The 26173-nt window shown below is 74.3% G+C and carries 18 protein-coding genes and 1 pseudogene; 6 read left to right on the plus strand and 13 right to left on the minus strand.

Annotation, left to right across the window (positions count from 1 at the left end):
• Positions 1 to 204: 204 nt before the first annotated feature.
• The 10 genes and pseudogenes from ACFV2S_RS21095 to ACFV2S_RS21140 all read right to left on the minus strand — a co-directional run.
• A pseudogene (locus tag ACFV2S_RS21095) lies at positions 205 to 447 on the minus strand (solute carrier family 23 protein); the annotation flags it as partial.
• A 36-nt stretch (positions 448 to 483) separates the two neighbouring features.
• The gene (zapE, locus tag ACFV2S_RS21100) at positions 484 to 1545 is read right to left on the minus strand and encodes a cell division protein ZapE (protein ID WP_385561150.1); all 1062 of its coding nucleotides are present in this window, start codon (positions 1543 to 1545) and stop codon (positions 484 to 486) included.
• 110 nt (positions 1546 to 1655) lie between these two features.
• Entirely contained in the window at positions 1656 to 4235 is a 2580-nt protein-coding gene (locus ACFV2S_RS21105; protein ID WP_385561153.1) for a PEP/pyruvate-binding domain-containing protein, read from the minus strand.
• Positions 4236 to 4322: 87 nt separating this feature from the next.
• Positions 4323 to 6884, minus strand: coding sequence for an FtsX-like permease family protein (locus ACFV2S_RS21110; RefSeq protein WP_385561156.1), 2562 nt, complete (start codon positions 6882 to 6884; stop codon positions 4323 to 4325).
• The gene (locus ACFV2S_RS21115) at positions 6884 to 7636 is read right to left on the minus strand and encodes an ABC transporter ATP-binding protein (protein WP_385561159.1); all 753 of its coding nucleotides are present in this window, start codon (positions 7634 to 7636) and stop codon (positions 6884 to 6886) included. Before ACFV2S_RS21115 ends, ACFV2S_RS21110 begins: the two co-directional genes overlap by 1 nt.
• Positions 7633 to 8889 carry a metabolite traffic protein EboE gene (gene eboE, locus ACFV2S_RS21120; protein WP_385561163.1) on the minus strand — a complete coding sequence of 419 codons (1257 nt, stop codon included), beginning with the start codon at positions 8887 to 8889 and terminating at the stop codon, positions 7633 to 7635. Before eboE ends, ACFV2S_RS21115 begins: the two co-directional genes overlap by 4 nt.
• Before the next feature lie 328 nt (positions 8890 to 9217).
• Complete coding sequence (locus tag ACFV2S_RS21125) at positions 9218 to 12334, minus strand: BTAD domain-containing putative transcriptional regulator (protein WP_385561166.1); 3117 nt, start codon at positions 12332 to 12334, stop codon at positions 9218 to 9220.
• Positions 12335 to 12505: 171 nt separating this feature from the next.
• Positions 12506 to 13042, minus strand: coding sequence for a GNAT family N-acetyltransferase (locus ACFV2S_RS21130; protein WP_385561169.1), 537 nt, complete (start codon positions 13040 to 13042; stop codon positions 12506 to 12508).
• 210 nt (positions 13043 to 13252) lie between these two features.
• Positions 13253 to 13999: a hypothetical protein gene (locus ACFV2S_RS21135; RefSeq protein ID WP_385561403.1), complete on the minus strand. Its 747-nt coding sequence runs from the start codon at positions 13997 to 13999 to the stop codon at positions 13253 to 13255.
• 48 nt (positions 14000 to 14047) lie between these two features.
• Positions 14048 to 14551, minus strand: a complete 504-nt coding sequence (locus ACFV2S_RS21140; RefSeq protein WP_385561172.1) for a MarR family winged helix-turn-helix transcriptional regulator — start codon at positions 14549 to 14551, stop codon at positions 14048 to 14050.
• 293 nt (positions 14552 to 14844) lie between these two features.
• Here ACFV2S_RS21140 and ACFV2S_RS21145 point away from each other — a divergent pair, with 293 nt between their 5' ends.
• The 4 genes from ACFV2S_RS21145 (at position 14845) to ACFV2S_RS21160 (ending at position 19192) form a co-directional block, all read left to right on the plus strand.
• The gene (locus ACFV2S_RS21145; RefSeq protein ID WP_385561175.1) at positions 14845 to 15849 is read left to right on the plus strand and encodes an alpha/beta hydrolase; all 1005 of its coding nucleotides are present in this window, start codon (positions 14845 to 14847) and stop codon (positions 15847 to 15849) included.
• Positions 15842 to 17089 (plus strand): acyltransferase, encoded by a 1248-nt coding sequence (locus ACFV2S_RS21150; protein WP_385561178.1) that lies wholly within the window; start codon positions 15842 to 15844, stop codon positions 17087 to 17089. Before ACFV2S_RS21145 ends, ACFV2S_RS21150 begins: the two co-directional genes overlap by 8 nt.
• Before the next feature lie 100 nt (positions 17090 to 17189).
• Positions 17190 to 18494, plus strand: coding sequence for a sensor histidine kinase (locus tag ACFV2S_RS21155; protein WP_385561181.1), 1305 nt, complete (start codon positions 17190 to 17192; stop codon positions 18492 to 18494).
• Positions 18491 to 19192, plus strand: coding sequence for a response regulator (locus ACFV2S_RS21160; protein ID WP_385561185.1), 702 nt, complete (start codon positions 18491 to 18493; stop codon positions 19190 to 19192). The genes ACFV2S_RS21155 and ACFV2S_RS21160 overlap by 4 nt, the downstream gene beginning before the upstream one ends.
• 366 nt (positions 19193 to 19558) lie before the next feature.
• Here the strand turns inward: ACFV2S_RS21160 and ACFV2S_RS21165 are convergent, their stop codons facing one another.
• The 3 genes from ACFV2S_RS21165 to ACFV2S_RS21175 all read right to left on the minus strand — a co-directional run bounded on the left by ACFV2S_RS21165 (position 19559) and on the right by ACFV2S_RS21175 (position 23768).
• Positions 19559 to 21085 (minus strand): MFS transporter, encoded by a 1527-nt coding sequence (locus ACFV2S_RS21165; RefSeq protein WP_385561406.1) that lies wholly within the window; start codon positions 21083 to 21085, stop codon positions 19559 to 19561.
• Between the two features lie 138 nt (positions 21086 to 21223).
• A complete protein-coding gene (locus ACFV2S_RS21170) occupies positions 21224 to 22105 on the minus strand; it encodes a diacylglycerol/lipid kinase family protein (protein WP_385561188.1) in 882 nt (293 codons plus the stop codon).
• Positions 22106 to 22172: 67 nt separating this feature from the next.
• Positions 22173 to 23768 carry an FAD-binding oxidoreductase gene (locus ACFV2S_RS21175; RefSeq protein WP_385561190.1) on the minus strand — a complete coding sequence of 532 codons (1596 nt, stop codon included), beginning with the start codon at positions 23766 to 23768 and terminating at the stop codon, positions 22173 to 22175.
• A 74-nt stretch (positions 23769 to 23842) separates the two neighbouring features.
• On the opposite strand from ACFV2S_RS21175, the gene ACFV2S_RS21180 reads away from it, so the two are divergent.
• Together ACFV2S_RS21180 and ACFV2S_RS21185 are read left to right on the plus strand one after the other, a co-directional pair.
• Positions 23843 to 24442 carry a TetR/AcrR family transcriptional regulator gene (locus ACFV2S_RS21180; RefSeq protein WP_385561193.1) on the plus strand — a complete coding sequence of 200 codons (600 nt, stop codon included), beginning with the start codon at positions 23843 to 23845 and terminating at the stop codon, positions 24440 to 24442.
• On the plus strand, positions 24439 to 26010 hold the full coding sequence (locus tag ACFV2S_RS21185; protein WP_385561196.1) for a glycerol-3-phosphate dehydrogenase/oxidase: 1572 nt from the start codon (positions 24439 to 24441) through the stop codon (positions 26008 to 26010). The genes ACFV2S_RS21180 and ACFV2S_RS21185 overlap by 4 nt, the downstream gene beginning before the upstream one ends.
• Positions 26011 to 26173 lie beyond the last annotated feature (163 nt).

The following is a 26173-nucleotide window of genomic DNA, read 5'->3' on the forward strand; positions in this document are numbered from 1 at the left end:
GGCGCCCCGGCCGTCACCGCGGCGCCACCGCGTCCGTCACGCGAGGTCCAGCAGCTGCTCGTAGAAGCGGGCGGACCGGTTCAGGCGGCATCTACGGGCAGCTTCTCGACCTGACGTGACCGCGGAGCCTCCCTCGACAGCGACCTCGTCGTCGAGGGCCCCACGGTCCGGACGTCCTGACGCCGTCCCGCCCCCGGCCCCTTCCGCGGTCGCCCGGGTGATGCCGGCGCCGAGCGAGACGGCGACGACGAGGACGTTGTCGCCGTGCTCCAGGGAGGCCCTGGAGAGGGTCTGCACGCCGCTCGCCGCGATGGTGCCGAACAGCGTGATGCCCACGCCGCCCAGGACGGGCCGGGGAATCAGCGCGACGAGCGAGGCCCGCATCGGGCAGAGCCCGAGCAGGACGAGGATGCCGCCCGCCGCCGCGACGACGAAGCGGCTGCGGATCCCCTCGGGAACCGGGCGGCGGACCGGCGGTCGGATTCAGCTCGGACGGCCGAGCATCGCGAGACGGCTGGCGGTGCGGTCCAGGTCGCGGGTGAGGGTCTCGTCGGCGGAGAGGCCGGCCAGGGGGTCGGAGCCGACGAGGACCAGCCTGATGTCACGGTCGCAGGCGACGTCGACGAGGTTCGCGAACCGCTGCCGCCCGTCCGCGGAGGCCTCGGCCAGCGGCGGGACGCCGTCCAGGACCAGTGTGTCGAACCGTTCGGCGAGGGCGAGGTAGTCGGGCACGGCCGTCGCGGTCTCGCACAGCGCCTCGAAGGCGAGCCACACCAGGCCGCCGCGTACCGCGCGGGCCGGAAGTTCCCTGAGGTGGGCGGGGACGGTGGTGGCCTCAGCGGGTGCCGGGGCGGTGAGGCCCAGCGCCTCCAGGGCGGTGTCCCCCGGGGGCAGGCACAGGCCCGTCGCGAACCGGCGCCGGCCGTCCTGCGGCCGGGACGCCGCCGTGCGGCGGAAGTCCTCCGGGCCCGAGACGTCCAGGACGTCCATCCGCTGCTCTATGAGCTGGATGGTCGGCTCGAACAGGTGGTGGTACAGCGGGTCGGGCATCAGCCCGGCAGGGGGGTAGTTGGAGGTGGTGACCAGGGTGACGCGGCGGTCGAGCAGCGTACGGAAGAGGCGTGCGATCAGCATCGCGTCGCCGGCGTCGTGCGCGTGGAACTCGTCGAAGACCAGGATCCGGCTGTCTCCGACGAGCTCGTCGAGAGCACGGTCGACGGCGCTCTGCCCGTCGTGGCGGGCGCCCGGCCGGGTCACCCCGTCGTGCAGTCTCCGGAAGAAGTCGTGGAAGTGCAGACGGCGCTTGCGGTCCGTCGGCAGCCCTTCGTAGAAGGTGTCCACGAGCCAGGACTTGCCCCGGCCCACCGGGCCCCAGACGTACAGGTCGCGCGGTGGCCTGGGGAAGGTCCAGGCCGGCCGGGCGAGCTCGCCCGCCAGGACGGCCAGCCGTTCGACGGCGGCCTCCTGCGCCGGGGCGACCGAGAAGCCGCGCCGTGCGGCGGCCTCGTGGAAGTGACGGCGCATGGCCTGGGCGTGCTGGGGCACCGGTCTGTTCGTCCGATCGTAGGTGGGGTGGCGGGGTCGGGGCATCGGTGTACCGAGGCATGGGCCTGTGGCCCGGCGCGGGCCGGGGCGAGGGCCCGTCGGCCGAGGGGTCAGGCGGTTTCCGGGGCCGCGGACGTCGCTTCCAGGACGTCCACCGTCCCGCGGCCGCCGTCCACCCGGATCCTGTCCCCGGTCCGGATCCGGGTCGTCGCGTTGCCGCATCCGACCACCGCCGGGATGCCGAGCTCCCGCGCGACGATCGAGGCGTGCGAGAGGTTCGCGCCGACGTCCGTCACGATCGCCGAGATCCGCGTGAACAGCGGCGTCCACCCGATGTTCGTCACCGTGGTCACCAGGATCTCGCCCGGCCGGATGACCTCCCCCTCCTCCACGGTGGCGACGACCCGGGCGATCCCCTCCACCACCCCTCCGGACGCGGGCGAGCCCGCGACGGTGTCGGTGGCGGGTGTCGTGTCGTGCGCGTCGAACAGGTCGGCCCGCCGGTCCGGGTCGGCGGCCCAGGTCTGCGGGTCGAACGCGCCCCGGATCAGGGTCGGGTAGGTGGGAAGCGCGCGATAGCCCTCGTACGCGGCGCGGCGGGCCGGCACCGCGGCGAGCGGGGTCCGGTCGCCGTCGAGCACGCCGAGGATCTCCTCGCGGGACAGGAAGAACAGCTCCTCCCCCGCCCCGCTGACCTCACCGGCCCGCAGGACGAACGTCCGGAGCAGCCAGAAGACGCGGGCGACCTCGGTGCGCGCGGCCTCCCGCAGGCGCGCCGCCGCCGCCCAGGTGTCCACCGCCGCGCGCAGGCCCGCCACCCGCCGCGGGTGCGCGGCGGCCAGACGCTCCCAGGCCTCCGCGCGCGCCGTGGTCTGCCGCGCGAGCCGCAGGGCCGCGTCCTCCTCGACCGTGCCGAGCGCGGCGAGCTGCCGGTCGATCCACCCCGGGTCCTCGGCGGGCCGCGGGAGGGACACCTCGAACTCGTGCGGCCCGCGATGGCCGTACGAACGGGTGTAGGTGTCGCGGTCGGTCTCGCCGCGGGCGAGCCGCTCCAGGCCGAGCAGCGGTCCCATGCTGGCCAGCCGGCCCTCGTCGCCGAGGCCGGTGGTCATCAGGTCGGCGTCCGCCTCTCCCACCAGGGACTCCAGGGTGCCGCGTACCTTGACGAGGGAGTCACCGCCCTGACGGGTGGCGGCCTGGAGCATGTGGCAGCAGCGGCGGAAGTACGGTGCCACCTCCGACTCCCACAGGGCCGACAGGTCTCCGGCGGTCGCCGCGGCGGCGACACGGGCGCGGAGTTCCTCGCAGTGTGCGGGGGCCTCCTCCAGGAACGCCGGCAGCTGCTTCCCGTTCGCGCGGATGCGGCTCATCACCGCGAAGGCCTCGCCGATCGTCTCCCGCCAGACCCGCGGCCTGGACGCGGGCAGCAGCGGGATCGTCATGCCGTCGGGCAGGCGCCCGAAGACGAGCTCGTTGGCCCGGGCGAACTTGCGGCCCTGTCCGAACGCCGCGGCGAGGGTCGCCGTGACGCTGAGGTTCATGTAGAAGCGGCCGCCGATGTTCCCGTACATCGGGCGTCCTTCCAGGACGGCCCCCACCATGACGTCGCCCATGAACGCCTTGACGAACGACCAGGTCGCGGGCGTCATCACGTCCGGGACGGCCTCGCCGAGGTTGGCGCTCGTCCAGAGGGAGTCCGTGCCGGTGCTGTCGTTCCACACCTCGGGGCGGGGCGCGGCGACCGTGGTGACGGGCCGTGCCTGGAGGATGCGGAACGCGCCCGCCTCCCGGGCCCACTCGACGTCGCGCGGCTCGCCGTACAGCTCCTCGATCGCGAGTCCGAGCCGGGCGAGTTCGGCGGCCTCCGCGGGGGTGAGGACCGGGGCTTCGCGCAGGGCGGCGGGGACCGGCCGCTCCGCGGTGCCGTCGGCGGTCGGAACGGTCATCACCTCCTTCACGGCGATGCGTTCCTCCACGACGGTCGGCCCGGCCCGGTCGACGACCAGGGTGTCCGGGGTGACCAGTCCGCTGACGACGGCTTCGCCCAGCCCCCAGGCGGCGTTGACGACGAGCCGGTCGGCGCGGCCGCCGAGCGGGTCGACGGTGAACATCACTCCGGCCGCGTCCGCGGCGACCAGCTCCTGCACGACCACGGCGAGCGAGACGTCCTCGTGCGCGATGCCCGCCCTCGCGCGGTACGCGAGGGCGCGGTCGGTCCACAGCGATGCCCAGCACCGCCGCACGGCCGCCAGCAGGGCGCTCTCGCCGCTGATGTTCAGATACGTGTCCTGCTGGCCGGCGAAGGACAGGTCGGGCAGGTCCTCCGCCGTGGCCGACGACCGCACGGCGACCGTGCGCGCGCCGTCGCCGAGCTCCGCGTAGGCCTTCGAGAGGGCCCGCTCCAGGGCTGCGGGCAGCGGACCCTCCTCGAAGAGCGCCCGGATGCGGGCCCCTCGGGCGCCCGGGCCCGTGCCCTTCTCGTCATCCGGTCCGGACGGGGCGGCGAGCTCCGCGCGGATGCGGTCGGCCACGCCTGTCGCGGTGATGAACTCCTGGTACGCGGCGGTCGTCACATGGAAACCGCCCGGTACCGGCAGCCCGGCGCGCGCGAGCTCGGAGAGGGCCGCTCCCTTGCCGCCCGCCGTCTCCAGCGTCGCCTCGGCGGCGTCCAACGCCAGCACGAACTCCATGACCTGTTCCCCCAACTCGGTCTCCTGCAAAGGATCATGATCGCATCCGGACCCGTCCACGAACAGCTCCTCCCTCCGCCCGTCCCGCTACTGCCGCGAGCCGATGACGTCCGCCGGGCGGCCCGCCAGCGCGAGGCGGCCGGGGAGCAGCGTCGCGAGGAAGGCGAGCGCGGCGGCGAAGGCGACGACGCCCAGGTAGGTCCAGGGGTCCATCGACGGTGCGGCCGAGCCCGTCATGCCGAGGCTGAAGGCGGTGAGGACCGCGTACGCGATGCCGGTGCCCAGTGCGGTGGCGATCAGTGTCACCAGGGCGGCTTCGATCCGGAGCATGCGCCTCACCTGGCGGCGCGTCGTGCCGACGAGCCGCAGGAGGGCGAACTCCCGCGCGCGGTCGGCGACCGAGACGGCCAGGGTGTTGACCGCCGCGATGGCGGTGAAGGCGATGATCAGGCCCATCGCCACGTAGTTCACCTCGGCGTTGGACTGCTGCACCTCGGCCCGCAGGTCCTCGACCTCGTCGCGGTCCAGGACGGCCACGCCCGGCAGGGCGCCGAGCGCCTTCTGCAATGCGGCCCGGCCGGGACGGTCGTTCGCCTCCGTCTTCACCAGCAGGCTGGAGGCCAGCGGATTGTCGACGTGCCGGGACACCAGCTCGTGGGACATCGTCAGATCGCCGAAGCCCAGGCCGCGTTCGTAGACGGCCGCGACGGTGAGTTCGGTCTCCGTGCCGTCGCCGAGGGTCAGCTTCAGGGTGTCGCCCGGCTTCTTCCCGAGGTCGTCGGCGGCGAGCTCGCTCATCGCGACGCTTCGGGCCCCGAAGCCGTCCAGGCTGCCGGCGGTGACGCCCGGGTCCCAGGTGCGGGTCAGACCGTCCGTGGAGACGCCCTGGGTCGCGTACTTCACCAGGCCGACGCGTACGGACGTGCGGACGACCTCGGTCACCGCCGACACGCCGGGGAGCCGGCGGAGGGTGTCGGCGGCCCGGGCGGGCACGCCCGGACCGGCCGAGGCCACGACCCAGTCCGCCTTGCTGCCCGTCCGGGCCTGCGCGGTGGCCGCCGCGCCCATGGTGGTCTGGACGAAGAGGACCGTGCAGGCCATGCCGATCAGCAGGGTCAGCGGGGTGATCGCCGCGGCCAGGCGTCCGGTGTTGGCGCGGGCGTTGGCGGCGGCCAGGTGACCGGCCACCCGGGAGGTCCGGAGCGGGGCGCCGAGGACGGCCAGGGCGGCGCGGGCGATCAGCGGGCCCAGCAGCGAGACGGCCACCGCCAGCACGACGACCGACAGGAAGGTGACGGGCGTCGCCGCGGGCTCGCTGCGCAGGGTGGACAGAACGGCCAGCAGGACCGTCCCGGCGACCAGGGCCGCCACTCCGGCCGCGATCCGGCCCGCGGAAGCGGGGCGGTGCTCCATGGCCGCCTCGGAGAGCGCTTCGGCGGGGCGGATGCGGGAGGTGCGGCGGGCCGAGACGCGCGCGGCCGACCAGGCGCCGAGGAGGGCGGCTCCGAGGGCGGCGAAGACCGGGAAGACGCTGTACGTGAGGTCCAGGGTCTCCGGGATCGCCTTCAGGACGACGAATCGGCCGTGCAGCCAGGAGGCGAGCGGCAGGCCCGCGAGCGAGCCGAGCACACCGGCCAGGAGTCCGACGATCAGTGCCTCGCGTCCGATGAGGCGCCGGACCTGGCGGGGGGTCGCGGCGACGGCGCGCAGCAGGGCCAGCTCACGGTGACGCTGCTGGATGGTGAGGGCGAAGGTGCCCACGACGACGAGGATCGCGACGAGCAGCGAGGTGCCGCCGATGGCTCCTCCCATGGAGACGAGTTTGATCCGGGCGTTGGCGGCGTCCAGGAACTCGACCGGGCCGCGGTCGCCGCCGGTCACCACCCGGGCGCGCGAGCCTTCGAGGGCCCGCCCGACCCGCGCGGCGAGCTCGGCGGTGGCCACTCCGGGCTCCGGCAGCACGCCGACCGTGGAGACCTCGCCCTCGTGCCCGTACAGCCGCTCGGCCTCCGCGTCCGAGAAGAACAGCGAGGTCTGCTGCCGCAGATCACCGCCGGACGGTGCCGCGACGCCGGTCACGCGGTAGGTCCGCGGGGCCTGCGTCGACTGGACGGTGAGCCGGTCGCCGGGGGCCAGGCCGGTGCGTCCGGCGAGCTCCCGGTCGATGACGACCTCGTCGGGGCGGGCCGGGGCGGCGCCCCGGATCAGGGTGAAGGGGGTGAGGGGGGCCGAGGTCCAGGAGTGGCCGTACGAGGGCTTGGCGTCGACGCCGGGGACGATCCGGCCCTCGGGCGAGACCGCGGAGGCGGGGAAGGTGATCTCCGGCAGCGCGGCCCGGACGCCGGGCACCGCGGCCAGCGTGGTCACGGTGCGGGCGGGCAGCCGGACGCGCTCGCCGAGCGGTTTGGCCTTCTCCTTCGTCTTGGTCTTGTCCCCCTTGTGCTCGACGGTGACCTCGTGCACGTTCTGGTCGGCGGCGACGACCACCGGGGTCCCGGCGTGGCGCTCGGTGCCGATCGTCCCGCGCAGCCCGGTCTCCAGGAGGACTCCGCAGGCCGTGACAAGGGCCGCCGCGCAGAAGAGCGCGAGGAAGGCGCCCGTGAATCCGCCCTTGCGGGCGCTCAGGGTCTGGAGGGCGTACCGCAGCATCAGGCCCACGCTCCCAGGTGCGTCATGCGCTCGGCGACGCGGTCGGCGGTGGGGGCCTGCATGTGGTCGACGATCCGCCCGTCGGCGAGGAAGAGGACGGTGTCGGCGTACGAGGCGGCGACGGGGTCGTGGGTGACCATGACCACGGTCTGGCCGGTGTCGTCCACGCAGGACCTGAGCAGCGCGAGGATCTCCTTGGCGGTCATCGTGTCGAGAGCGCCGGTGGGTTCGTCGCCGAACACGACGTCGGGGCGGGTGATCAGGGCCCGGGCGATCGCGACGCGCTGCTGCTGGCCCCCGGAGAGCTCGGCGGGGCGGTGGGAGGCCCGTCCGGCCAGGCCCACGCGGGTGAGGATCTCGTCGAGCCAGGCGGGATCGAGTCGCTCGCCGGCGAGGCGGAGGGGCAGCTCGACGTTCTGCCGTACGGACAGGGACGGGATGAGGTTGAAGGCCTGGAAGACGAAGCCGACGCGCTTGCGCCGCAGTTCGGTCAGCCGGGTCTCGTCGAGTCCGCCCAGCTCGGTGTCGCCTATGAAGGCGGAGCCGCCGGATGGTCTGTCGAGGCCGGCGGCGCAGTGCAGGAAGGTCGACTTGCCGGAGCCGGACGGGCCCATCACGGCGGTGAACGAACCGCGTTCGATGCCGATCGAGACGCCGTCCAGTGCGCGGACGGCGCGGCCCGCCGTCCCGTACTCCTTCACGACGCCGTCCAGACGCAGTGCGAGGCCTGTGGTGCGCGGTGCGGTGCTCATGGGTGACTGATCCTTTCCGTGGGGGTGGGTGAGGGCGGTGCGGCGGGTGTCGTCCGCCGTCCGCCGTCGGGGGTCAGGCCGAGGCCGGTCAGTTCGCCCGCGGTCCACGCCAGTTCGGCGGCGACCGCCCCGGCGAGGGAGTCCTCGCAGGTCGGCCGGTGGTGCGCGGGCAGCGCGGACCAGGTGGCGGTCTCGACCTCGACGTGGTCGGTGAGGGCGCGGTCTCCCGCGAACAGGGCGCGCAAGGTGTCCGTCAGCACGGTCCGGGTGGAGGACAGGGGCGGAGCGGGCTCGTCGTGCAGCGGTACGTGGTGGTGGATCCGCCACGGTGTCCGGCCGGGCAGGGCGCCGGCGAGCGCCGTGGCCAGGTCGTCGGAGCCGAGCGACGGGGGGCGGTCGCCGGGGGCGCCGCCGCCGGGGGAAGCGGCCTCCGTGGTCTGGTGCAGGAACCGCGGCTCCGCGAAGCCGGCCAGCGCCTCCCGGACCCGCGGATCCGTCGGGTCCTCGGCCTGCAGGGCGTTGGACGCCTGGACCTTCACCACCGGGAGCCCGGACCGTCGCAGCCGGGCGACGGCGCTTCCCGGGTCCTCGTGGGCGACGGCGAGGTGGCAGGCGTCCAGGCAGAGGCCGATCCAGTCGTGGTCGACGTCCTTGAGCAGCTCCAGGGCCTGCCCGGTGGTCGCGGCGACGCAGCCCGGCTCGGGCTCGACCGCGACGCGGACGGTCCGGCCGGTCTCCGCCGCGATCCGCCGCAGTCCCGCCGCGAGCGCGTCCAGCTGCCGCATCGCCGCAGCCATCCGGGTCCGTGACCAGGCGGTACGCCAGGCCAGCGGGAGCGTCGACACCGAGCCGCGCTCGGCGTCGTCCGGCAGCAGCCGGGCCAGGATCCGGGCGAGGTCGAGGGTGTGGGCGAGACGGGCCGGTTCGGACCAGTCCGGGTAGTACACCGCCCGCCTGACCACGGGGGCGTGGAAGGTCCGGTGGCGCGAGCCGTCGAGGGTCACCGTCTCCAGGCCTCGGGCGGTGAGCTCCCGGCGAAGCCGCGCGACCGCGCCCGGGTCGGCCGCGAGGGCCGCCGCCGTGTCCGCCGGCAGCCGCAGACCCAGGCCGACGACGGGCACGGAGGCGGCCCGGCGGACCGGCTCGGCGTGCGCGGCGAGCCCGCCGACGATCTCGTCCAGGCTGCCGGCCTCCCGTACGTCGGTGAGGTGGCCGAGATGGACGGCGGTGCCGTCACGGTGCCGGAACCGCATCAGGGGGTTCCGGGGGTGGGGTGTGTTACCGGGCGTGTTCGCGGGTGTGTTCCCGGGCGGGGCGCGCGGGTGGTGTGCGGCATCGAGGGCTCCAGAAGGGTCGGGACGAGTGGAACCCCCGGAGCTCTGAAGCTCGCGGAACCGTCGGAGCTCGCGAGGTCGCCGGAGCTGTCGGAGCTGCCGGGGCGCGCGGGGGTCTCTCGTCTGCGACGACGTTAGGGAACGGCCTTATCGACCGGTTATCGGTCCGTGCAACGGGGTGGCTATCGGCTCGATATCCGCGACGGCCGGGCCCTCACGGTCCGCTGCCGGGCCGTACACCGCCCGGTCATGCGCTGTCCTCGCCGCCCACCAGGGCCAGCGCGTCGGCCGCCTTCTCCTCCCACGGCGGGGAGCCGATCGCGCGGAACACGGCCAGTGCGGCGACCAGTTGCACGCGGCTCTCCTCCGGACGGGCGTACGCGTGATGCAGCCGGCCGAGGCCGAGGCGGATCTGGCCTTCGAGCAGCGTGGTCTGCCGGCGCCTGGCGAAGTCCAGCGCCTCCAGGTACGTCCGCTCGGCGGCCTCGCCCGCCCCGGCCGCGAGCCGGGTCTCCGCGAGCCCCATCAACGCGTACGCGAGACCGATCAGGTCGGCCTTCTCCTCGACGAGCCGGACGACCGTGCCGTACGCCTCCTCGGCTTCGTCGAGCCGCCCCAGGGCGAGATAGGTGCCGGCGAGTCTGTACGTCGCCAGGGCCATGCTGCGCCCGACGACGTCGAGGGTCCCGGCGACCTCGACGGCCTCGCGACTCAGGTCCAGTGCCTCCGACAGCCGTCCTCCGTCGAGGGCGTACTGGGCGAGGCTGTGCAGCGAGTAGATCGCGATGGAGTGGTCCCCCACCTGACGGCACAGTTCCAGCGCCTCGCGCAGCCGCCTCTCCCCCTGCTCGTACTCCCCCCGGATCCGGTCGATGAGGCCGAGGTCGTTCAGCACCAGCGCCCGGCCGTGCGGGTCTCCCGCCTGGGTGAAGAGGGCGAAGGCGGTCTCGTGGCTGGTGAGCGCCGCGGGTACGTCGCGCTGCCGCAGGCCGATCACTCCCAGCTGGGAGTGCATCGCGGCCTGTCCTCTGAGGTTGCCCGCGGTACGCGCCGCGGCGAGCGCGTGCTCGCTGCTCGTCCGCCAGTCGTCGAGGTAGTTGCGGGACTCGAAGAACACCCGCATCGACATGACGAGGTCCCAGGCCAGATCGTGCGCACCGCTGCGCACCGACTGCTCCACGACCGCGCCGAGGCAGAGCCGCTCCGCCTCGAACCACTCCATCGGATCCGGCAGCAGCTCCTCCACCAGAGCGGGGGCGATGTCCCTGCGCCGCACGTCGCCGCGCAGGTTGCCGCCGTCACCGCCGTGCTCGCGCCGGTAGGCGATCTCGGCGATGGTCAGGTAGGCCCTGAAGACCCGGTCGCAGGCGGCCGATCGGTCCGCCTCGGACTCCTCCGCGCGGGCGAGCTCCCCCGCGTACAGGCGCATCAGGTCGTGGAAGCGGTACCGCAGCCGCCCGGTGGCGTCGACTCCGGCGACCCCCAGGAACTGGGCGTCCACCAGGTGCTCGACGAGCCGCTCCGCCTCGATCTCGCCGGAGTCCAGGAGCGCGGCCGCGACCCACGTGGTGAAGTCCGGTACGGCGAGCAGCCCGAGCAGGCGGTAGAGGCGGGCCGCGTCCGGATCCAGGTAGCGGTAGCTGACCGCGAAACCGGCCCGGACCCGCAGCTCGCCCTGGCTGAGCTCGTCGAGGCGGCGGCGCTCGTCGCCGAGCCGGGCGACGAGGTGCCGTACGGTCCAGTGCGGTTTCGAGGCCAGCCGGGCCGCGGCGATGCGCAGGGCGAGCGGCAGCCGGTCGCACAGCTCGACCAGGCGGGCCGACTCGGCGGGCGCGCCGAGGATCCGGTCCTCGCCGACGATGCCGCCGAGCAGCTCCAGGGAGCGGTCCTCGGGCAGCAGGCCGAGGTGGATCCGTGCGGAGGGCGGCCAGGTCACGAGCTGTTCCAGCTGCTCGCGGCTGGTGACCAGGACGGTGCAGCCGCCACCGCCGGCCAGGAGCGGCCGTATCTGCTCCGGTGTCCGGACGTTGTCGAGCACGAGCAGCACCCGTCGGTCGGCGAGCACGCTGCGGTAGAGCGCGATCCGGTCCTCCAGGCCGTCGGGGACGTCCTCACTGGCCATTCCGAGGGAGCGCAGGAAGCGGCTCAGGATCTCCCCGGCGGCGGTCGGGGCGTGGTGCTCGTCGTATCCCCGCAGGTCGGCGAAGAGCCTGCCGTCCGGGTAGTGCTGGGTGGAGCGGTGCGCCCAGCGGACGGCGAGACCGGTCTTGCCCACGCCCGCGACGCCCGTGATCAACCCGACCGAGGGCGCGTTCCGGTCGTCGTCGGTGGCGTCCACCAGGGCGTCGAGGGAGGCGAGTTCCTTCTCGCGACCCGCGAATCCGGGTACGTCGGCGGGCAGTTCGGAGGGGACGGCGGGGCGGGAGGCGGACGGCGCGGCTGATACGGGTGAAGCGGGTGACACGGGTGATGCCGAGACTTCCGGTGCCACCGGGGGCGTCGCCGCGCCCGTGGCCACGCCTCCTTCCACGGCCCTCGCCGCGTATGCCCCCACGTGCGGGGCACCCGACGCCACATGCGCGGCCGGATGCGTCGCCCCGGCCGTCAATGCCGGGTCGTCCCGCAGGATGGCGTCGTGCAGGTCCTGGAGTTCCCGTCCCGGTTCCATGCCGAGTTCGTCGACGAACCGGCGCCGCCCCTCCCTGAAGGTCTCCAGCGCCTCGGCTCGGCGTCCGCACCGGTACTGTGCGAGGACGAGCTGGTGCCGGGCGCGCTCCCGCAGCGGGTGTTGCCGTACGGACGAGGCCAGTTCGGGCAGCAGCTCGCGATGGTGGCCGAGCTCCAGTCGTACCCCGGTGAGTGCCTCCTGCGCGTGGAGGCGGAGCTCCTCCCAGCGGGCGGCCTCGTCCTCCACGCGCCGCCCGGACACACCGGCCAGCGCGGCTCCCCGCCAGAGTGCGAGCGCCTCGGTGTAGCGGCGGGCGGCATCGGCGGGGCGCCGCTCACGGGTCGCGTGCTCCGCGTCGGCGACGAGCTCGGTGAAGACGGTGCTGTCGAGCCGGTGGTCCGCGGCCCGCAGCAGGTAGCCGGGATGCGCGGTGACGATGACCTCGTCCGCCGCGCCCTCGCTCCTGAAGGCCTTGCGCAGGGCCGCGACGACGATGGCGATCTGGGTGCGCGCGGTCGCCGGCGGCTGGTCGCCCCACACCTCGTGGACCAGCACGTCGAGCGGCACGATGCGCCCCGGGCTCAGCAGGAGGAGGGCCAGCACCGTCCGCTGCCGTGCCCCGCCGGGCGGCAGCGTCCGCCCCGCGACGCCGACCACGAGTGGGCCGAGAATTCCGAAGTCAAGCCGCTCCCCCACCGCATCCCCCATAGCCGACCGCGCCCTGCCAGCAAGATCACCTTACCCGTACGGGACCTCCGGACGCGGGGCCGGCGAGCGCGCTCGCGTCGAAGTCCCGCACACCGAAGGAGAGCTGACGTGCCACCAGGAGAAGCCCACGCGTCACCGAGAGGCCCGAGGAGGGGCCCGTCACATCGGCAGCGAGAACAGCCGTACCGCTTCCGAGACCGGACGGGCACCGTCATGCAGGGGCGTCGTCATGGTCCGCAGCGGCATGGGCACCAGGCGGCCTTCGGGCTGTTCGACGAGGACGTCCTCTTCGAGCAGGTGCCAGCCGAGGCGCTGGTACAGCGGCACGAGGGGAGGGCGGCAGAAGAGGAGGGCGTGCCGAGGTCCCATGCCGCGGGCGTGCGCCAGGGCGGCGGCGACGACGAGCCGGGCCAGGCCCCGCCCCTGCATGCCGGGCGCGACGGCCACTCCGCCGACGCCCATCACCTCGGTCCTGGTCGCGCCGATCGCGACGGGCAGTCGCAGCAGGCCGGCGTGTGCCACGAGGCGGCCCTCGTGCCTGATGCCGAAGTGCTCGTCCTTCGGCAGCCAGGTCAGCCCCGCCGAGGCGACACCGAAGGGGTCGTCGCTCTCGCCGAGTATCTCCTCCTGGTCCGTCTTCGTGTACGCGGGGAGCCGCACCACGGGGAGTGCCGCTGAGGATCGTCGGTCAGCCATGCCCCCATCATGATCGCCCGGGCGGGCACGGGCCAAGTCGATTCCGCCGACGGCGCCCCCGCCCGACTGCCCGTCCCCGCCGACGGGATGTTCCTTGGCCGAGCGCCGGCCCTGCCGGGGCATCGCCACCCGCTACGAGAAGACCGCGACGATCTGCCTGGCCGGACTCCACCTCGCCGGAATCGTTCTTCGGTATGCCAGGCCCATGACTCAGGAGCAGGAGCGCACCGCATCGTCCCAGGCACCAGGGCTGCGGTAGCGGTTCTTGTGCCCCGCGGCGAGTACGTGGCGCAGTTCGGCGAGGTGCTGGGTGTTCGTGGGAAGATCCAGCCGGTCGAGGAGGGCCAGTGCGTCAGCCGGCTCCAGGTCGCCGTAGACGTCGTGGAAGCTCGCCAGGAGGCCGCGGAAGACGGCCGAGTGCAGGTCAGGGAGCCGCATGGCGGTGCGGTACGTCGGCTCCTTCACCGTCCAGCGCACCGGTCCCGAACACTCCAGAACCCGACGGGCTCGGCGGAGCAGGGCTTCCGATCGCTCGGCCGCCACCCGGTCGATGTCGTTGCCGAGGACCTCGGCGAAGGCCGTCGCGGAAGTGGCGTGGTCCTCGAACCAGTCCACCCACAGCGAGTAGGTGACGGCCTCGGATTCCCGGTCCGCCTCCAGCCGCTGACGGTAGCCGTCCCACAGCACGTCGGCCGGCAGGGGACCCTCCGCGCTCTCGTTCGCGAACCGGATCTCGCACGTGACCCAGTACTCGTCGAGGAGGTCCAGCAGCCCGAAGGCCAACCGCACCTGGTCGGCTGCACGCAGGTCGTCGGCGAACACATCACCGGCCCAGGAGTGCGCCACTTGGTTGGCGGTGAGCAACGCCTCCGGATTCCTGTCGCTCACCCACCCGTCGCGCACCTGGCTGACGCCCTGATCAGCCAGCCAACGCCGCGCCGCCTCCTCGGCCTGCATCTCCACTCGGCAAGTATGGCAAGCCGCGCGAGACCCGAAGGGAACAGCCTAGGCGGGACGGCCGGAGGCCCCGTCGCCCTCGACGTTGGCCACCATCGTGCGCAGCACCTTGAGCGCGGCCACGTACTCCTCGTCGCTGATGCCCCGGTGGACCACGGCACGCACCTCGGTCACCAGGTCGCGGACTCGCGCCCTGGCGGCCTCCCCGGCCTCCGTGAGGTGCAGGCGCTGCCCGTCGTCGATGCGCAGCCATGCGCGGTGGAGCAGCTGGTCGATGACGCGGGCGATGTCGTGCGGCCCGTCGGCGAGGTGCGTCAGCTGCGCGACGGTCTCCTCGCGACTCGGCGGCGTGGGACCGGCGTTCACGCGGTTGAGCACCCAGTACTGCGGCTGCGTGACGTCGACCTTGGCCAGGGCGTCCCGCAGATGCCGGGTGACGGCCGCATGGGTCAGGCCGGTCCAGTAGCCGACCGGCTGCGTCGCCAGCATGTCATCGGTGGCCGCCGGGTCCGCGGGGGCCTGGTCGGTGAGGGCTCCGATGCGTGTCTCCATGATCGCGACGCTACGCGCCGCCGACTCACCCCGGCCAGCCGGGGCGCCCGTGCCGGGTCGGGGAGAGGCGTGGAGCTCGCCCTGGCACTCGTCGGCTCGCGGGAGCCGGGCAGGCCCGTGTCCGGGTGCGGCCACAGCGCCGCGGCCACCGACCCCGGCGGTCGTCGGCGCGAGCGGACTACCCGTCATACCTGAGAGCTACCCATGGATTTGGCTCCATGGCGGGACGCCGACCACAGGCCGGGCTGCCTAGCTTCGGTACCGGATCGAACCCCCGTACGGAAGGAACTCCCATGGCGCGCCTCCCGCGTGGTCCCCGCCGCGCACCCTCTCGCGGACGACTTCGCCGCACGCTGCTCGCCGCGCTCGTCACCGCCGCCGTGGCGGTCCCGGTCGCGGGGGCCGCGCGGCCCGTGGACGTGCCTGCGCCCGCACCGGCTCCGGCGGTGCCCCTGGCCGCGGCGACGCCCGCCGAGCTCGCCGCGCGGTACGCGGCCGGACGGCAGGCGGTGCGGGCGGCGGAGCGGAGCGCGGAGGAGTACGGGGCGCACCGACGGGCCGCCGCGCTGCGCGCCATGGCCGCGGACGGGCGGCAGTTCCTCGCCTTCGACGGGCGGGACGGCGGGCGCGGCGCCGAGGTCGTCGGCGACCTCGCCCGGGCCGACCGGATCGCGGTGCTCGTGCCCGGGGCCGATACCGATCTCGACCGCTACGGGCGCTTCCGCGCGGGCGCCGTCGCCCTGCACCACGAGCTCCGGAGCGCACTCGGCGCCCGGGCCGCCGTCGTCGCCTGGCTCGGCTACCGCACCCCCGCCACCGGCAGCACGGCCTCCCTCACCCCCGGCCGCGCCGAGCGTGCGGCGCCCGCCCTCCGCGCCTTCGTGGGCGAGCTGCGCGCGGCGAAGCCCGGAGCCCGGATCACCCTGGTGTGCCACTCCTACGGCTCCGTGGTCTGCGCCCGCGCGTCCTCGGGCCTCCCGGTCGACGCTCTCGTCCTCCACGGCAGCCCCGGCACCGGCTCCGACACCGTGGCCGACCTGCACACCCGGGCGGCCGTCTGGGCCGGACGCGGTACCGCCGACTGGATCGGAGACGTCCCGCACGTCCGCCTCCCGCTGCTCCCCGGCTCCGCACTCGGCTTCGAACTCGGCTTCGGCGAGGACCCCTTGGACCCCGCCTTCGGCGCCCGCGCCTTCGACGCCGGGGACGGCGGCCACAGCGACTACCTCGTCCCGGGTTCCGTGCCCCTGGCGAACACCGCGCGGATCGCCGACGGACGGGAGCCCGGCCGTGCCTGAGCCCCGCGGGCTCCGTGCCCTCTCACGTACCCCCGAGCGCGTCTCCCCGGCCGCTCCCCTCCATGCCTTCGTCGCGCGGGTCGAGGCCGGCACACCGCCCGGGCGGGACCGTGCCCTCGACGCCCTTCGCGGGCTCGCCATCCTGGGCGTGGTCCTCGGGCACTGGCTCGTCACCGCCCTGGTCACCGACAGTGGTGCTCTCCGCGCCGACAGCCCGCTCGTCCACCTTCCCGAACTCACGCCGGTGTCCTGGGTGTTCCAGACTCTCGCCGTCTTCTTCCTCGTCGGCGGGTACGTCGCCGCGCGCGGTCACACCGCCGCTCGCGCCCGCGGAGAGAGCCACGTGCGCTGGATCTCCGCCCGGATGCGGCGGCTGTACCGGCCGGTGGTCCCGCTGCTCGCCGTCTGGACCCTGGCGACGGTCGTCATGCTCGCCTGCGGGGTGCCCTGGCAGACCCTGCACACCCTGGGCAGACTGGTGCTCTCCCCGCTGTGGTTCCTCCTGGTGCTCGCCGCGCTCACCGCCGCCACCCCGCTCGTCGCCCGGATCCACCCCCTGTGGCCGCTCGCCGTCGTCGCCCATGTCGACCTGGTCCGCTTCGGCTTCGACGGGCCCGACGCGCTCGGCTGGCTCAACCTGCCCGCGGGCTGGCTCGTCCCGTACTGTCTGGGCGCCCTGCTCGCCCGCCGAGGCCCCGTGCCACGCGGGACCGCCTGGGCGCTGCTGCTCGGCGGGGCCACCGCCACCGGGCTCCTCGTGGCCTTCGCCGGCTACCCCGGCTCCATGGTCGGCGTGCCCGGCGCCCCCGTCTCCAACCTCAACCCGCCCACCCTCGCCGCGGTCACCTTCGGCCTCGCCCAGGCGGGCGGCGCCCTGCTGCTCCTCGGTCCGCTCCGCCGGGTGCTGCGCCGACCCGCCGCCTGGGCGGCCGTCGCGGTGCTGAACCTGTGCGCCATGACCGTCTTCCTCTGGCACCAGACCGCGATGATCGCCGTCACCGCCGGCGGACTCCTCACCGCGGGGCTCCTCGGTCGCGGGCCGGTGACCGGACTCCACACCGTCCCGGACGGGTACGCGTGGGTCCTCGCCCGGCTCGGGTGGTCGGCCCTCTTCGTGGGTGCCCTGGTGATCTGCGGGAGCGCCTTCCACGTGTACGAGCGGACCACGCGCCGCCCGGCGCGCGGGGTCCGGCCGGACGGGACACGGCCCGACGTCCGGACGGAGGCACGACGTGCCTAGGCTGGGGCGACACGATGATCTTCGGGCCGCGGACCGGCGGCACGACGCCGCGCCGCACGACCATCACGACGACGACCGGGTACACGCCAGGGGGAACACGGTGAAGGACGCCACACGGTGGGAGGCCGCGCTGCGCGCGGTGCCCGGCATCCTGCGGGCGGATCTGTGGACCGGACGCCGCGACCCGCTGCCGCGCAACCGGTGGCTCAGCTGGCTGCCGCACGCCCATCTCCTCCTGCTCACCGTGATGTCGGGCGTGTGGACCCTGAACCTCCACGCGCGGTTCACGGACCCCACCCCCGGCGGCGTCACCGCGCTCGTCGTCGCCCAGTGCGCCGCCCCCCTCCTGGCCCTCACCCGGCCCACCCCCGGCTGGTGGCTCTCCACGGCCGCGCTCATGGTGTCCGTGAACGTCACCTCCTCCGTCCTCGGCGCAGACTGGCCCTGGAACGCCGGAGCCATCGTCCTGCACACCCTCGTGCTGCTGCTGCTCTCCCTCCGCGTCCGTCCCGTCGCCTCGGCGACGGCCCTCGGCATCACGCTGCTCACCGGACTCGGGGCGCTCAGCCCCGGCGGCGTTCCGCACGCGCCCACGCTCTGGGCGGGCACCACCGCCTTCGCCACCGCCACCGTCGTCGGGGCCTCGCTCCGCGCGAGCCGGGTGTCGCGCACCCGGCTCGTCGAGCAGGAGGAACTGACCGCCGAGGAACGGGCCCGGCGCGCGCTGCTGGAGGAGCGCGGCCGGATCGCCCGCGAGCTGCACGACGTCGTCGCCCACCACATGTCCGTCATCTCGATCCAGGCCCAGGTCGCCCCGCACCTGGTCGAGAACCCCTCCCCCGAGCTCCGCGAGAACCTGGCCGGCATCCGCCGGAACGCGGTCGACGCCCTCACCGAACTGCGCCGCGTCCTCGGCGTCCTGCGCGGCGACGGGGCGGCGGGCGATGCGGCGGCGGGCGTACGGCACGCCCCGCAGCCCACCCTCGACCGGCTCGGTGAACTCCTCGCCAACGTCCGGGCGACCGGCCTCGACGTCACCGCCGAGACCGTCGGGGCACCCCGGCCGCTCTCCCCGGGGACCGAACTCTCCGCGTACCGCATCGTCCAGGAGGCCCTGAGCAACGCCATGCGGCACGCGCCCGGCGGCCGGGCCGCCGTGGCGACGCACTACCATGCCGACGGACTGACCGTGCGGATCACCAACACCGCCGCCACCCGTCCGGTCGGCTCCCTCCGCCCGGCAGGGGGCCGGGAGCCCGGCCACGGGCTGCTCGGGATGCGCGAGCGGACCGCGATGCTGGGCGGGGAACTCGCGGCCGGGCCCACCCCGGACGGCGGCTGGGACGTGACCGCCACCCTGCCCGCCCCGCTCCACGACCCCGCGCACACGAAGGACGGTTCATGACCCACGGCAGCGACGGCGGCGAGTCCGGCCGGGACATCCGGGTGCTCATCGCCGACGACCAGGTGATGGTCAGACAGGGATTCACCGTCCTCCTCGACGCCGAGCCCGGCATCCGGGTGGTCGGCCAGGCCGTCGACGGGGCCGACGCCGTCGCCAGGACCGCCGAACTCGCCCCCGACGTCGTCCTGATGGACATCCGCATGCCCGGCACCGGTGGCATCGAAGCCACCCGTGTCCTCACCGCGTCCGCCGACGCCACCGTGAAGGTCCTCGTCCTCACGACGTTCGACCTGGACGAGTACGTGTACGAGGCGCTGCGCGCCGGCGCGTCCGGCTTCCTGCTGAAGGACGCCTCCGCCGAGGAACTCGCCGAGGCCGTCAGGGTCGTGGCACGTGGTGACGCGCTGCTCGCCCCCCACCTGACCAAGCGGCTCATCGCCGAGTTCTCCCGGCTCAGCCCGACGCCCCGCTCTCCGCTCCGGAGCCGGGTGGGCACCCTGACGGAGCGCGAGACCGAGGTGCTCACCCTCATCGCGCAGGGGCTGTCCAACGCCGAGATCGCCGGCCGGATGGTGGTCGCCGAGCAGACCGTGAAGACGTACGTGGGCCGGATCCTCTCCAAACTCTCGCTCCGCGACCGCACGCAGGCCGCCGTCCACGCGTACGAGACGGGACTGGTCCGCCCCGGGGGGATCTGACGGCGGCGCGCGACGGGCGCCGGACGGTACCGACCGGGCTCGTCCCCGGCCATTCGTCCGGGGACGAGCGGCCGGGGCCGAAGCACGACGCCGGGGCGGGCCGGCGGGAGGGGCACCGTTCCCGCCGGTGGGCGATCCGCCTACCGGTTGAGGATCGCCCCGACCTCGTCGGCCACCTGCTCGGCCTGGATGTCGCGGCCCTTGGCGTTGGGGTGCGCCGGTGGTTCTCCTCGGCCTGCGAGCAGAAGGCCCTGTCTCCCTCGTGAAAGGGGACGCTGGTCAACGGCGTGGACGGGAGGATGCGGATGTCCCCGGCCGATCGGCCGGAAGTCCGCCCGCGACGGGCCGCCCGGTGGCGGCCGCCGCTCACTCCGCCGGGGCCGGGGTGTCCTGGTCCCTCGGGGTGGCGCGGTCGCCCGGGTGGCGGAGGGCGCACAGGAAGCCGAGGGCGAGGGCGATGGCCATGCCGTAGAAGACCCACTGGTTGGCCTGGGCGAAGTCCACCTGGATCGCCGACATCGCGTCGCGGGTCGCTTCGGCGACCTGGCCGGTGCCGGTCGGCGGGGTGGCGTCGCCGTGGCCGGAGACGGAGTTGGTGATGCCGCGGGCGACCTGGTCCGCGGTCGCCGGTGCGATGCCCCGCGCCCGGAGCGTCTCCGTCACGTTCTGGGTCATGGCCCGGGACAACAGGGTGCCGAACACCGCGAGGCCGATGCTCGCGGCGTAGTTGCGCACGGTCTGCGTGATGCCGGTGACCTCGCCGTAGGAGGCGCCGATGGCCCGGTTGACCGCGTCCGTCGACGCCGGGGCCAGGATGAACCCGATGCCCGCGCCGGCGAGGGCCGCGTACGGCCATTGGTCGTGCATGGACAGGTTCGTCAGTTCGTTGGCCCACAGGGCGAAGCCGACCGCACCCACGATCGTCCCGGCCTTCAGCGCGGGGCGCGCACCCCGCTTGTCGAGGATCCGGCCTCCCCACTGGGAGGCGAGCGCGAATCCGACGAAGAAGTACAGCAGGAAGAGCGCGGCCTGGTTGGGCGAGGCGCTGAGGGACACCTGGGCGTACACGGAGGAGAAGAAGAACACCGGCACGAACGCGAGCATGGCGAAGAACAGCACGGCCGTGTCCGCCCGGAACGCCTTGTCCCGGAAGACCCGCAGGTCGATCAGCGGGTGGCGGACGCCGCGCTCGTACCGTACGAACACGTACAGGATCGCGAGGCCGCCGACGACGCACAGCCAGGTCGCCCAGCTCCCCCATCCCCAGGACCACGCCTGCTGGAAGCCGAGGACGCTCAGGCCCATGCCGACGGCGACGAGGGCCGCACCGGGCACGTCGAGCGTTCCGGGACGCCGGCGGTCCGCGATGTGCGCCAGGGCGGTGAGGACCAGGGCGACGATCGCGACCGGGACGTTGACCCAGAAGACGGCGCGCCAGGTCCACGAGGCGGTGAGCCAGCCGCCGAGCAGCGGCCCGACGGCGGTCAGCGCCCCGGAGATCCCGAAGAACAGGGCGAGGGCCCTGCCCCGCCGTTCGACGGGGAACACCGCCACGACGACGGCCAGCGCCGCGGGGAAGAGCAGCGCCGCGCCGAGCCCCTGCACCGCCCGGAAGGTGATGAGCCAGGGCTGGGCGTAGTCACCGGAGGGGACACAGCCGCAGAGGACCGACGCGATGACGAAGACGAGGGTCCCGACGACGACGACGCGCCGTGGCCCGTACAGGTCGGCGAGACGCCCGCCGAGGGCGAAGAACGCGGCGAGCGCGAGGAGGTAGGCGTTGACCACCCACTGCATGCCCGAACCGGAGAGTCCCAGTTCGCGCACGATGTCGGGGGCGGCGATGGAGACGATCGTCTGGTCGATGAAGGTCATCGCCACCGCGAACATCATCGCCGCGAGTGCCACTGTCTGGTTCGGGAGCCGTCCCCCGTCGGTCTGCGCGGGGGGCGGCTGTGGACCCGGTTCCGTCCGACTGCTCACTCTGTCCAGTCTGATCCCGAGTGCGGCGTCGCGCACGCCGCGCGGGGGTCAGGCCAGTACGCGGAGCGCCGCGGGCATCGCCTTGAGCGTCACCGGCAGGGTCGCGTCGACCTCGCCGTCCGCGCCGTACGGCAGGGGCCGGTCGGCCTCGATGCGGACCTCCTTGCCCCGCAGGATCTCGATCTGAGGGCGGCTCACGTGTACGCCCGTCTTCAGCTCGTTCATCATGGCGAAGAAGAGACGCTTGGGAGCCTCCTTGATGACCACGACGTCGAGGAGGCCGTCGTCGACCCGGGCGCCCGGTGCGATGTTCCTTCCGAACCCGTAGAAGCCGGAGTTGGCCGCGACGACGGTGTAGCCGGTGCGCTCGTGCCGGATCCCGTCGATCGTGATGCGGTACGCGGCGGGCTTCCAGGCGACGACGGCGCGGAGGCCGCCCGCGTAGTAGGAGGCGGCGCCGCGCAGCAGACGGGAGGCGTTGGCGTGGCGGTTGGCCACCGCGTCGACACCCGCGTACACGCTGCCGAGGACGCAGGTCCCCCGGTGCCGGGCGGACTCCACCAGGATGGTGTCCACGGCGCGCGGTTCGCCGTCGAGCAGGACCTCGGCGAGGCCCGGGGCGTCGGTGGGAAGCCCCAGGGCGCGCGCGAAGTCGTTGCCGCGGCCGGCGGGGACCAGGCCGAAGACCGTGTCCGTGCCGCTGAGCGCGCCGCCGACGGTGCCGGCCATGCCGTCGCCGCCGACGGCGAGCACGACGTGCCCCTTCGCTCCCGCCTCCCGGGCGAGGTCCTGCGCGTGTTCCAGGCTGCGGCTGTAGACGGTGTCGAGCCCCGCGCCCGCCTCCCGCAGCAGCCGGGCCAGCGGGAGCAGGCTCGCCGTGCCGCTGGAGCCCCCTGCGGTGGGGTTGACGACGGCGGTGAACTGTCGCATGGATCTGGCCTCCGGCGGCAGAAGGTGAGGTTCGAGGAGGAGGGTGTTCGGGGCGTTCGGGGGGTGCTCAGCGGACCGGGATCAGGATCCCGGGGCTCAGCACGTCCGACGGGTCGATCTCGGCCTTGACGGCCTGCAGCATGCGGATGCCGAGGGGGCCGATCTCGCGGGCGTACCAGTCGCGGTGGTCGGTGCCCACGCCGTGGTGGTGGCTGATGGTGCCGCCGGCCGCGAGGATCGCGTCGTTGGCCGCCCGCTTCGCCGGCGCCCAGTGCGCGACGGCGTCCTCGCCCTGTGCGGAGACGACGGTGAAGTACAGCGAGGCGCCGTTCTCGTACGTGTGCGAGATGTGGCACATGACGAGCGGCGGGGTGCCGGCCTCGGTGAGGGTCCGGGTCAGCGCGTCGCGCACGGCCGCGTACAGGCCGGGAACGGCGGACCAGAAGGCCGCGGTCTCCAGCGTCTCGGCGAAGGCGCCGGCGTCCAGCAGCGCGTCACGCAGGTAGGGCGCGTTGTAGCGTCCGTGCTCCCATTTGTCCCCGGCTTCCTCGCCGATGAACTCGCCGTCGCAGGCGAGGAGGACCTCGCGCGCGGCGGCGCGGCGGGCGGCCGTCTCGGCCTCGGTGCCCTCGAAGCCGACGATGGCCATGCAGCCGGGGTTCTGGGGGAGTTCGGAGCTGCCGATGGCATCCGGCTGCGCCAGTCCGATGAAGGTCTCGGACTCGTCCGAGAGGCGCAGCACCGTGGGTCGCGGTCCGTCCTGGGCGAGGCGGCGCAGCGCGGCCGTGCCGGCTTCGAAGGAGGCGAAGCGCCAGCCTTCGTAGATCCGCTTCTGCGGCAGGGGGCGGATCCGCACGGTCACCGAGGTGATCACGCCGAGGGCGCCCTCGGAGCCGAGGACGAGCTGGCGCAGGTCGGGGCCGGCCGCCGAGCGGGGGGCCCGGCCGGTCTCCAGGGTGCCTTCGGGGGTGGCGACCGTCAGGCCGAGGACCATCTCGTCGAAGCGGCCGTAACCGGCCGACGCCTGGCCGCTGGAGCGGGCCGCGGCGAAGCCGCCGACGGTGGCCCATTCGAAGGACTGCGGGAAGTGGCCGAGCGTCCAGCCCCGCTCGTTGAGCAGTGCCTCGCACTGCGGGCCGCGCAGTCCGGGCTGCAGGGTCGCGGTGCGCGACACCTCGTCGACGGCGAGGAGCCGGTCGAGGCGGCGGAGGTCGAGTGCGACGAACGGCCGCTTCGTGGTGGGCGCGAGGCCGCCGACGACGGAGGTGCCGCCGCCGAACGGGACGGCGGAGAGGCCGTGGTCCGCGCAGGCCCGCAGGACGGCGAGGACCTCGTCGTGACCTGCGGGGAGCACGACGGCGGCCGGGATGTCGTCGACCTCGCCGTCGCGGATGCGCAGGAGGTCGGGGGTCGACTTGCCCCGGGTGTGCCGGATGCGGCTCTCGGCGTCGTCCCGGAGGCCGTCGGGTGCGGCGACGGCGGCGCGCAGCGCACGGTCCGCCTCGCCGGTCAGCGCCGGGGCGGGTACGTCGATGTCGGTGAGGACGGACGGGCCGTTCTCCCGCGGGGTGACGCCGAGCAGGTCCCGCAGCAGGCCGGTGACCGATTCGGGCAGGGGTGCCGCCTTGGCCGGGTCGCCCCAGCCGCTCCACAACATGTCCACTTCGAGAGGTTCCTCACGGTCTGTTTCACGAACGGCGCTGCCACTCGGCCTGCGCTGGCATTACACTGTGACAGATGACGCCCATTCGTCACAACCATGCGGACGCAGATCCCGTACTCGACGCCGCACGCGACTGCGTACTCGCCGTCGGCGTGCGGCGGACCACCCTCACCGACATCGCCCGGCGGGCCGGCGTGTCCCGGATGACGCTGTACCGGCGCTGGCCCGACGTGCGCACCCTCGTCGGCGACCTGATGACCCGTGAGTGGATCGCCGCCGCCGCCGGCGCCATGCCGCCCTCCGACGACGACCGCCCCGAACGGGAGCGGATCGTCGAGGGGCTGGTGGCGGGAGTCGCCGCCTTCCGGGCCCATCCGCTGTTCCGGAAGATCCTCGACGTCGACCCCGAACTGCTCCTGCCGTACGTGCTCGACCGGCGGGGAGCCAGCCAGGACGCCCTGCTCGGGCTGCTCGTCACCGCACTGGACGAAGGGCACGAGGACGGTTCCGTGCGCCGGGTGCACCCCGACCTCCAGGCCCGGTCCCTCCTGCTCGTCGTCCAGTCCTTCACGCTCTCGCTGCGCACCATGGCCGACGAGACCGATCCCGAACTGAGCGAAGCCGCCTTCCTCGGAGAGCTCCGCACCCTGCTGGAGAGGACCCTCACCCCATGAACCCCACGAGCAGCACCGCCCTCCCCGGATCCTCGCTCGACGCCGAGCGTCGCCGGCGCGAACTGGAGCAGCTCGCCGACGGCGACGCCGTCGTCGACGTCCTGGTCGTCGGACTCGGGATCACCGGAGCCGGAGCCGCGCTCGACGCGGCCACCCGTGGGCTCACCGTCGCCGCGATCGACGCCCACGACCTCGCCTTCGGCACCTCCCGCTGGAGCTCCAAGCTGATCCACGGCGGACTGCGCTACCTCGCGTCCGGGCAGCTCGACGTCGCCCACGAGAGCGCCGTCGAGCGCGGCATCCTCATGGAGCGCACCGCCCCCCACCTGGTGCGCGCCCAGCCGTTCGTCCTGCCGCTCACCCCGCTCGTCAGCCGCGGCCAGGCCGCCCTCGCCCGCGCCGGGTTCCTCGCGGGCGACCTGCTCCGCGTCGGCGCCCGCACCTCGCGCGGGACGCTGCCGCAGCCGCGCACGCTGTCCGCCGTCGAGACCCGCCACCTCGCCCCGGCCCTCCGGCGCGTCGGGCTGCGCGGCGGCCTCCTCTCCTGGGACGGGCGGCTCACCGACGACGCGCGCCTGGTCACGGCGATCGCCCGGACCGCCGCCGCCCACGGCGCCCGGATCCTCACCCGCACGCGCGCCCTGGAACTCCACGGCGACGGAGCGCTCGTCCGTGACGAGACGACCGGTCAGGAGCTGCGCCTGCGCGCCCGTACCGTCATCAACGCGGCCGGCGTCTGGGCGGGCGGCCTCGTCGGCGACGTACGCCTCCGGCCCTCCCGCGGCACCCATCTCGTGCTGCGCTCCGAGACCCTCGGTCCGCTCTCCGCCGGTCTGCACATCCCCATCCCCGGCGAGACGAACCGCTTCGTCCTGGTCCTGCCCCAGGGCGACGGCCGCGTGTACGTCGGCCTCACCGACGAGCCCGTCGACGGCGACGTCCCCGATGTGCCCGAGGTCCCCGAGACCGACATCGGCTTCCTCCTCGACGTCCTCGGCTCCGCGCTCGACGTCACCGTCCACCGGTCCGACGTGGTCGGGGCGTTCGCCGGCCTGCGGCCCCTGCTCGACACCCAGGACGCCGCGGGCCGCACCGCCGACATCTCCCGCAAGCACGCCGTGCTCACCTCCGCCGACGGGATCGTCACCGTCGTCGGCGGCAAGCTGACCACGTACCGCCGCATGGCCCAGGACGCCGTCGACGCCGCCGTGGCCGCCCGCGGCCTGGACGCGGGTCCGTGCCGCACCGCGTCGCTGCCCCTCGTCGGCGCCGCACGGCCGCAGACCCTCGCCGGGCTCGACGTCCCGACCCGTCTGGTCCAGCGCTACGGCTCCGAGGCACCGGCCGTCCAGGCGCTCGGCCTCGCGGATCCCGCGCTCGCCGAGCCCGTCGTCCCCGGCCACACCGTCACCGGCGCCGAACTGGTCTGGGCGGTCCGTCACGAGGGCGCCCTCGACACCTCCGACCTCCTCGACCGCCGCACCCGCATCGGCCTCGTCCCGGAGGACCGCGCCCTGGCCGAGGAGGCGGCGCGCGACGCCCTCGCCCGCACGGCCCCCGTGGGGTGAGACGAGACGGCGCCCCCGCCCGGACATCCGGGCGGGGGCTCCGCCCGTGCCGCCGCCGGGTCCGTGCGGCCCGGGATCGTGACGCGTCCGGGTCGTGGGCGGGCGGGGCCGTACCGGATGCACCGCGCGACGTCCGGTGTTGGAATGGCGACCGGGGGCGTCC

Origin of the sequence: Streptomyces sp. NPDC059695 (assembly GCF_042733785.1) — a bacterium.
In the GTDB taxonomy this organism is placed as follows: Bacteria; Actinomycetota; Actinomycetes; order Streptomycetales; family Streptomycetaceae; genus Streptomyces.

Excerpts from the sequence above, each read along its gene's own strand:
- ACFV2S_RS21135 (WP_385561403.1), bottom strand. The coding sequence starts at position 13,999 with ATGCAGGCCGAGGAGGCGGCGCGGCGTTGGCTGGCTGATCAGGGCGTC.
- ACFV2S_RS21185 (WP_385561196.1), top strand. The coding sequence starts at position 24,439 with ATGAACCCCACGAGCAGCACCGCCCTCCCCGGATCCTCGCTCGACGCC.
- eboE (WP_385561163.1), bottom strand. The coding sequence starts at position 8,889 with ATGCGGTTCCGGCACCGTGACGGCACCGCCGTCCATCTCGGCCACCTC.
- ACFV2S_RS21115 (WP_385561159.1), bottom strand. The coding sequence starts at position 7,636 with ATGAGCACCGCACCGCGCACCACAGGCCTCGCACTGCGTCTGGACGGC.
- ACFV2S_RS21170 (WP_385561188.1), bottom strand. The coding sequence starts at position 22,105 with ATGCGACAGTTCACCGCCGTCGTCAACCCCACCGCAGGGGGCTCCAGC.
- ACFV2S_RS21140 (WP_385561172.1), bottom strand. The coding sequence starts at position 14,551 with ATGGAGACACGCATCGGAGCCCTCACCGACCAGGCCCCCGCGGACCCG.
- ACFV2S_RS21165 (WP_385561406.1), bottom strand. The coding sequence starts at position 21,085 with ATGATGTTCGCGGTGGCGATGACCTTCATCGACCAGACGATCGTCTCC.
- ACFV2S_RS21180 (WP_385561193.1), top strand. The coding sequence starts at position 23,843 with ATGACGCCCATTCGTCACAACCATGCGGACGCAGATCCCGTACTCGAC.
- ACFV2S_RS21105 (WP_385561153.1), bottom strand. The coding sequence starts at position 4,235 with ATGGAGTTCGTGCTGGCGTTGGACGCCGCCGAGGCGACGCTGGAGACG.
- ACFV2S_RS21130 (WP_385561169.1), bottom strand. The coding sequence starts at position 13,042 with ATGGCTGACCGACGATCCTCAGCGGCACTCCCCGTGGTGCGGCTCCCC.
- ACFV2S_RS21110 (WP_385561156.1), bottom strand. The coding sequence starts at position 6,884 with ATGCTGCGGTACGCCCTCCAGACCCTGAGCGCCCGCAAGGGCGGATTC.
- ACFV2S_RS21145 (WP_385561175.1), top strand. The coding sequence starts at position 14,845 with ATGGCGCGCCTCCCGCGTGGTCCCCGCCGCGCACCCTCTCGCGGACGA.
- ACFV2S_RS21160 (WP_385561185.1), top strand. The coding sequence starts at position 18,491 with ATGACCCACGGCAGCGACGGCGGCGAGTCCGGCCGGGACATCCGGGTG.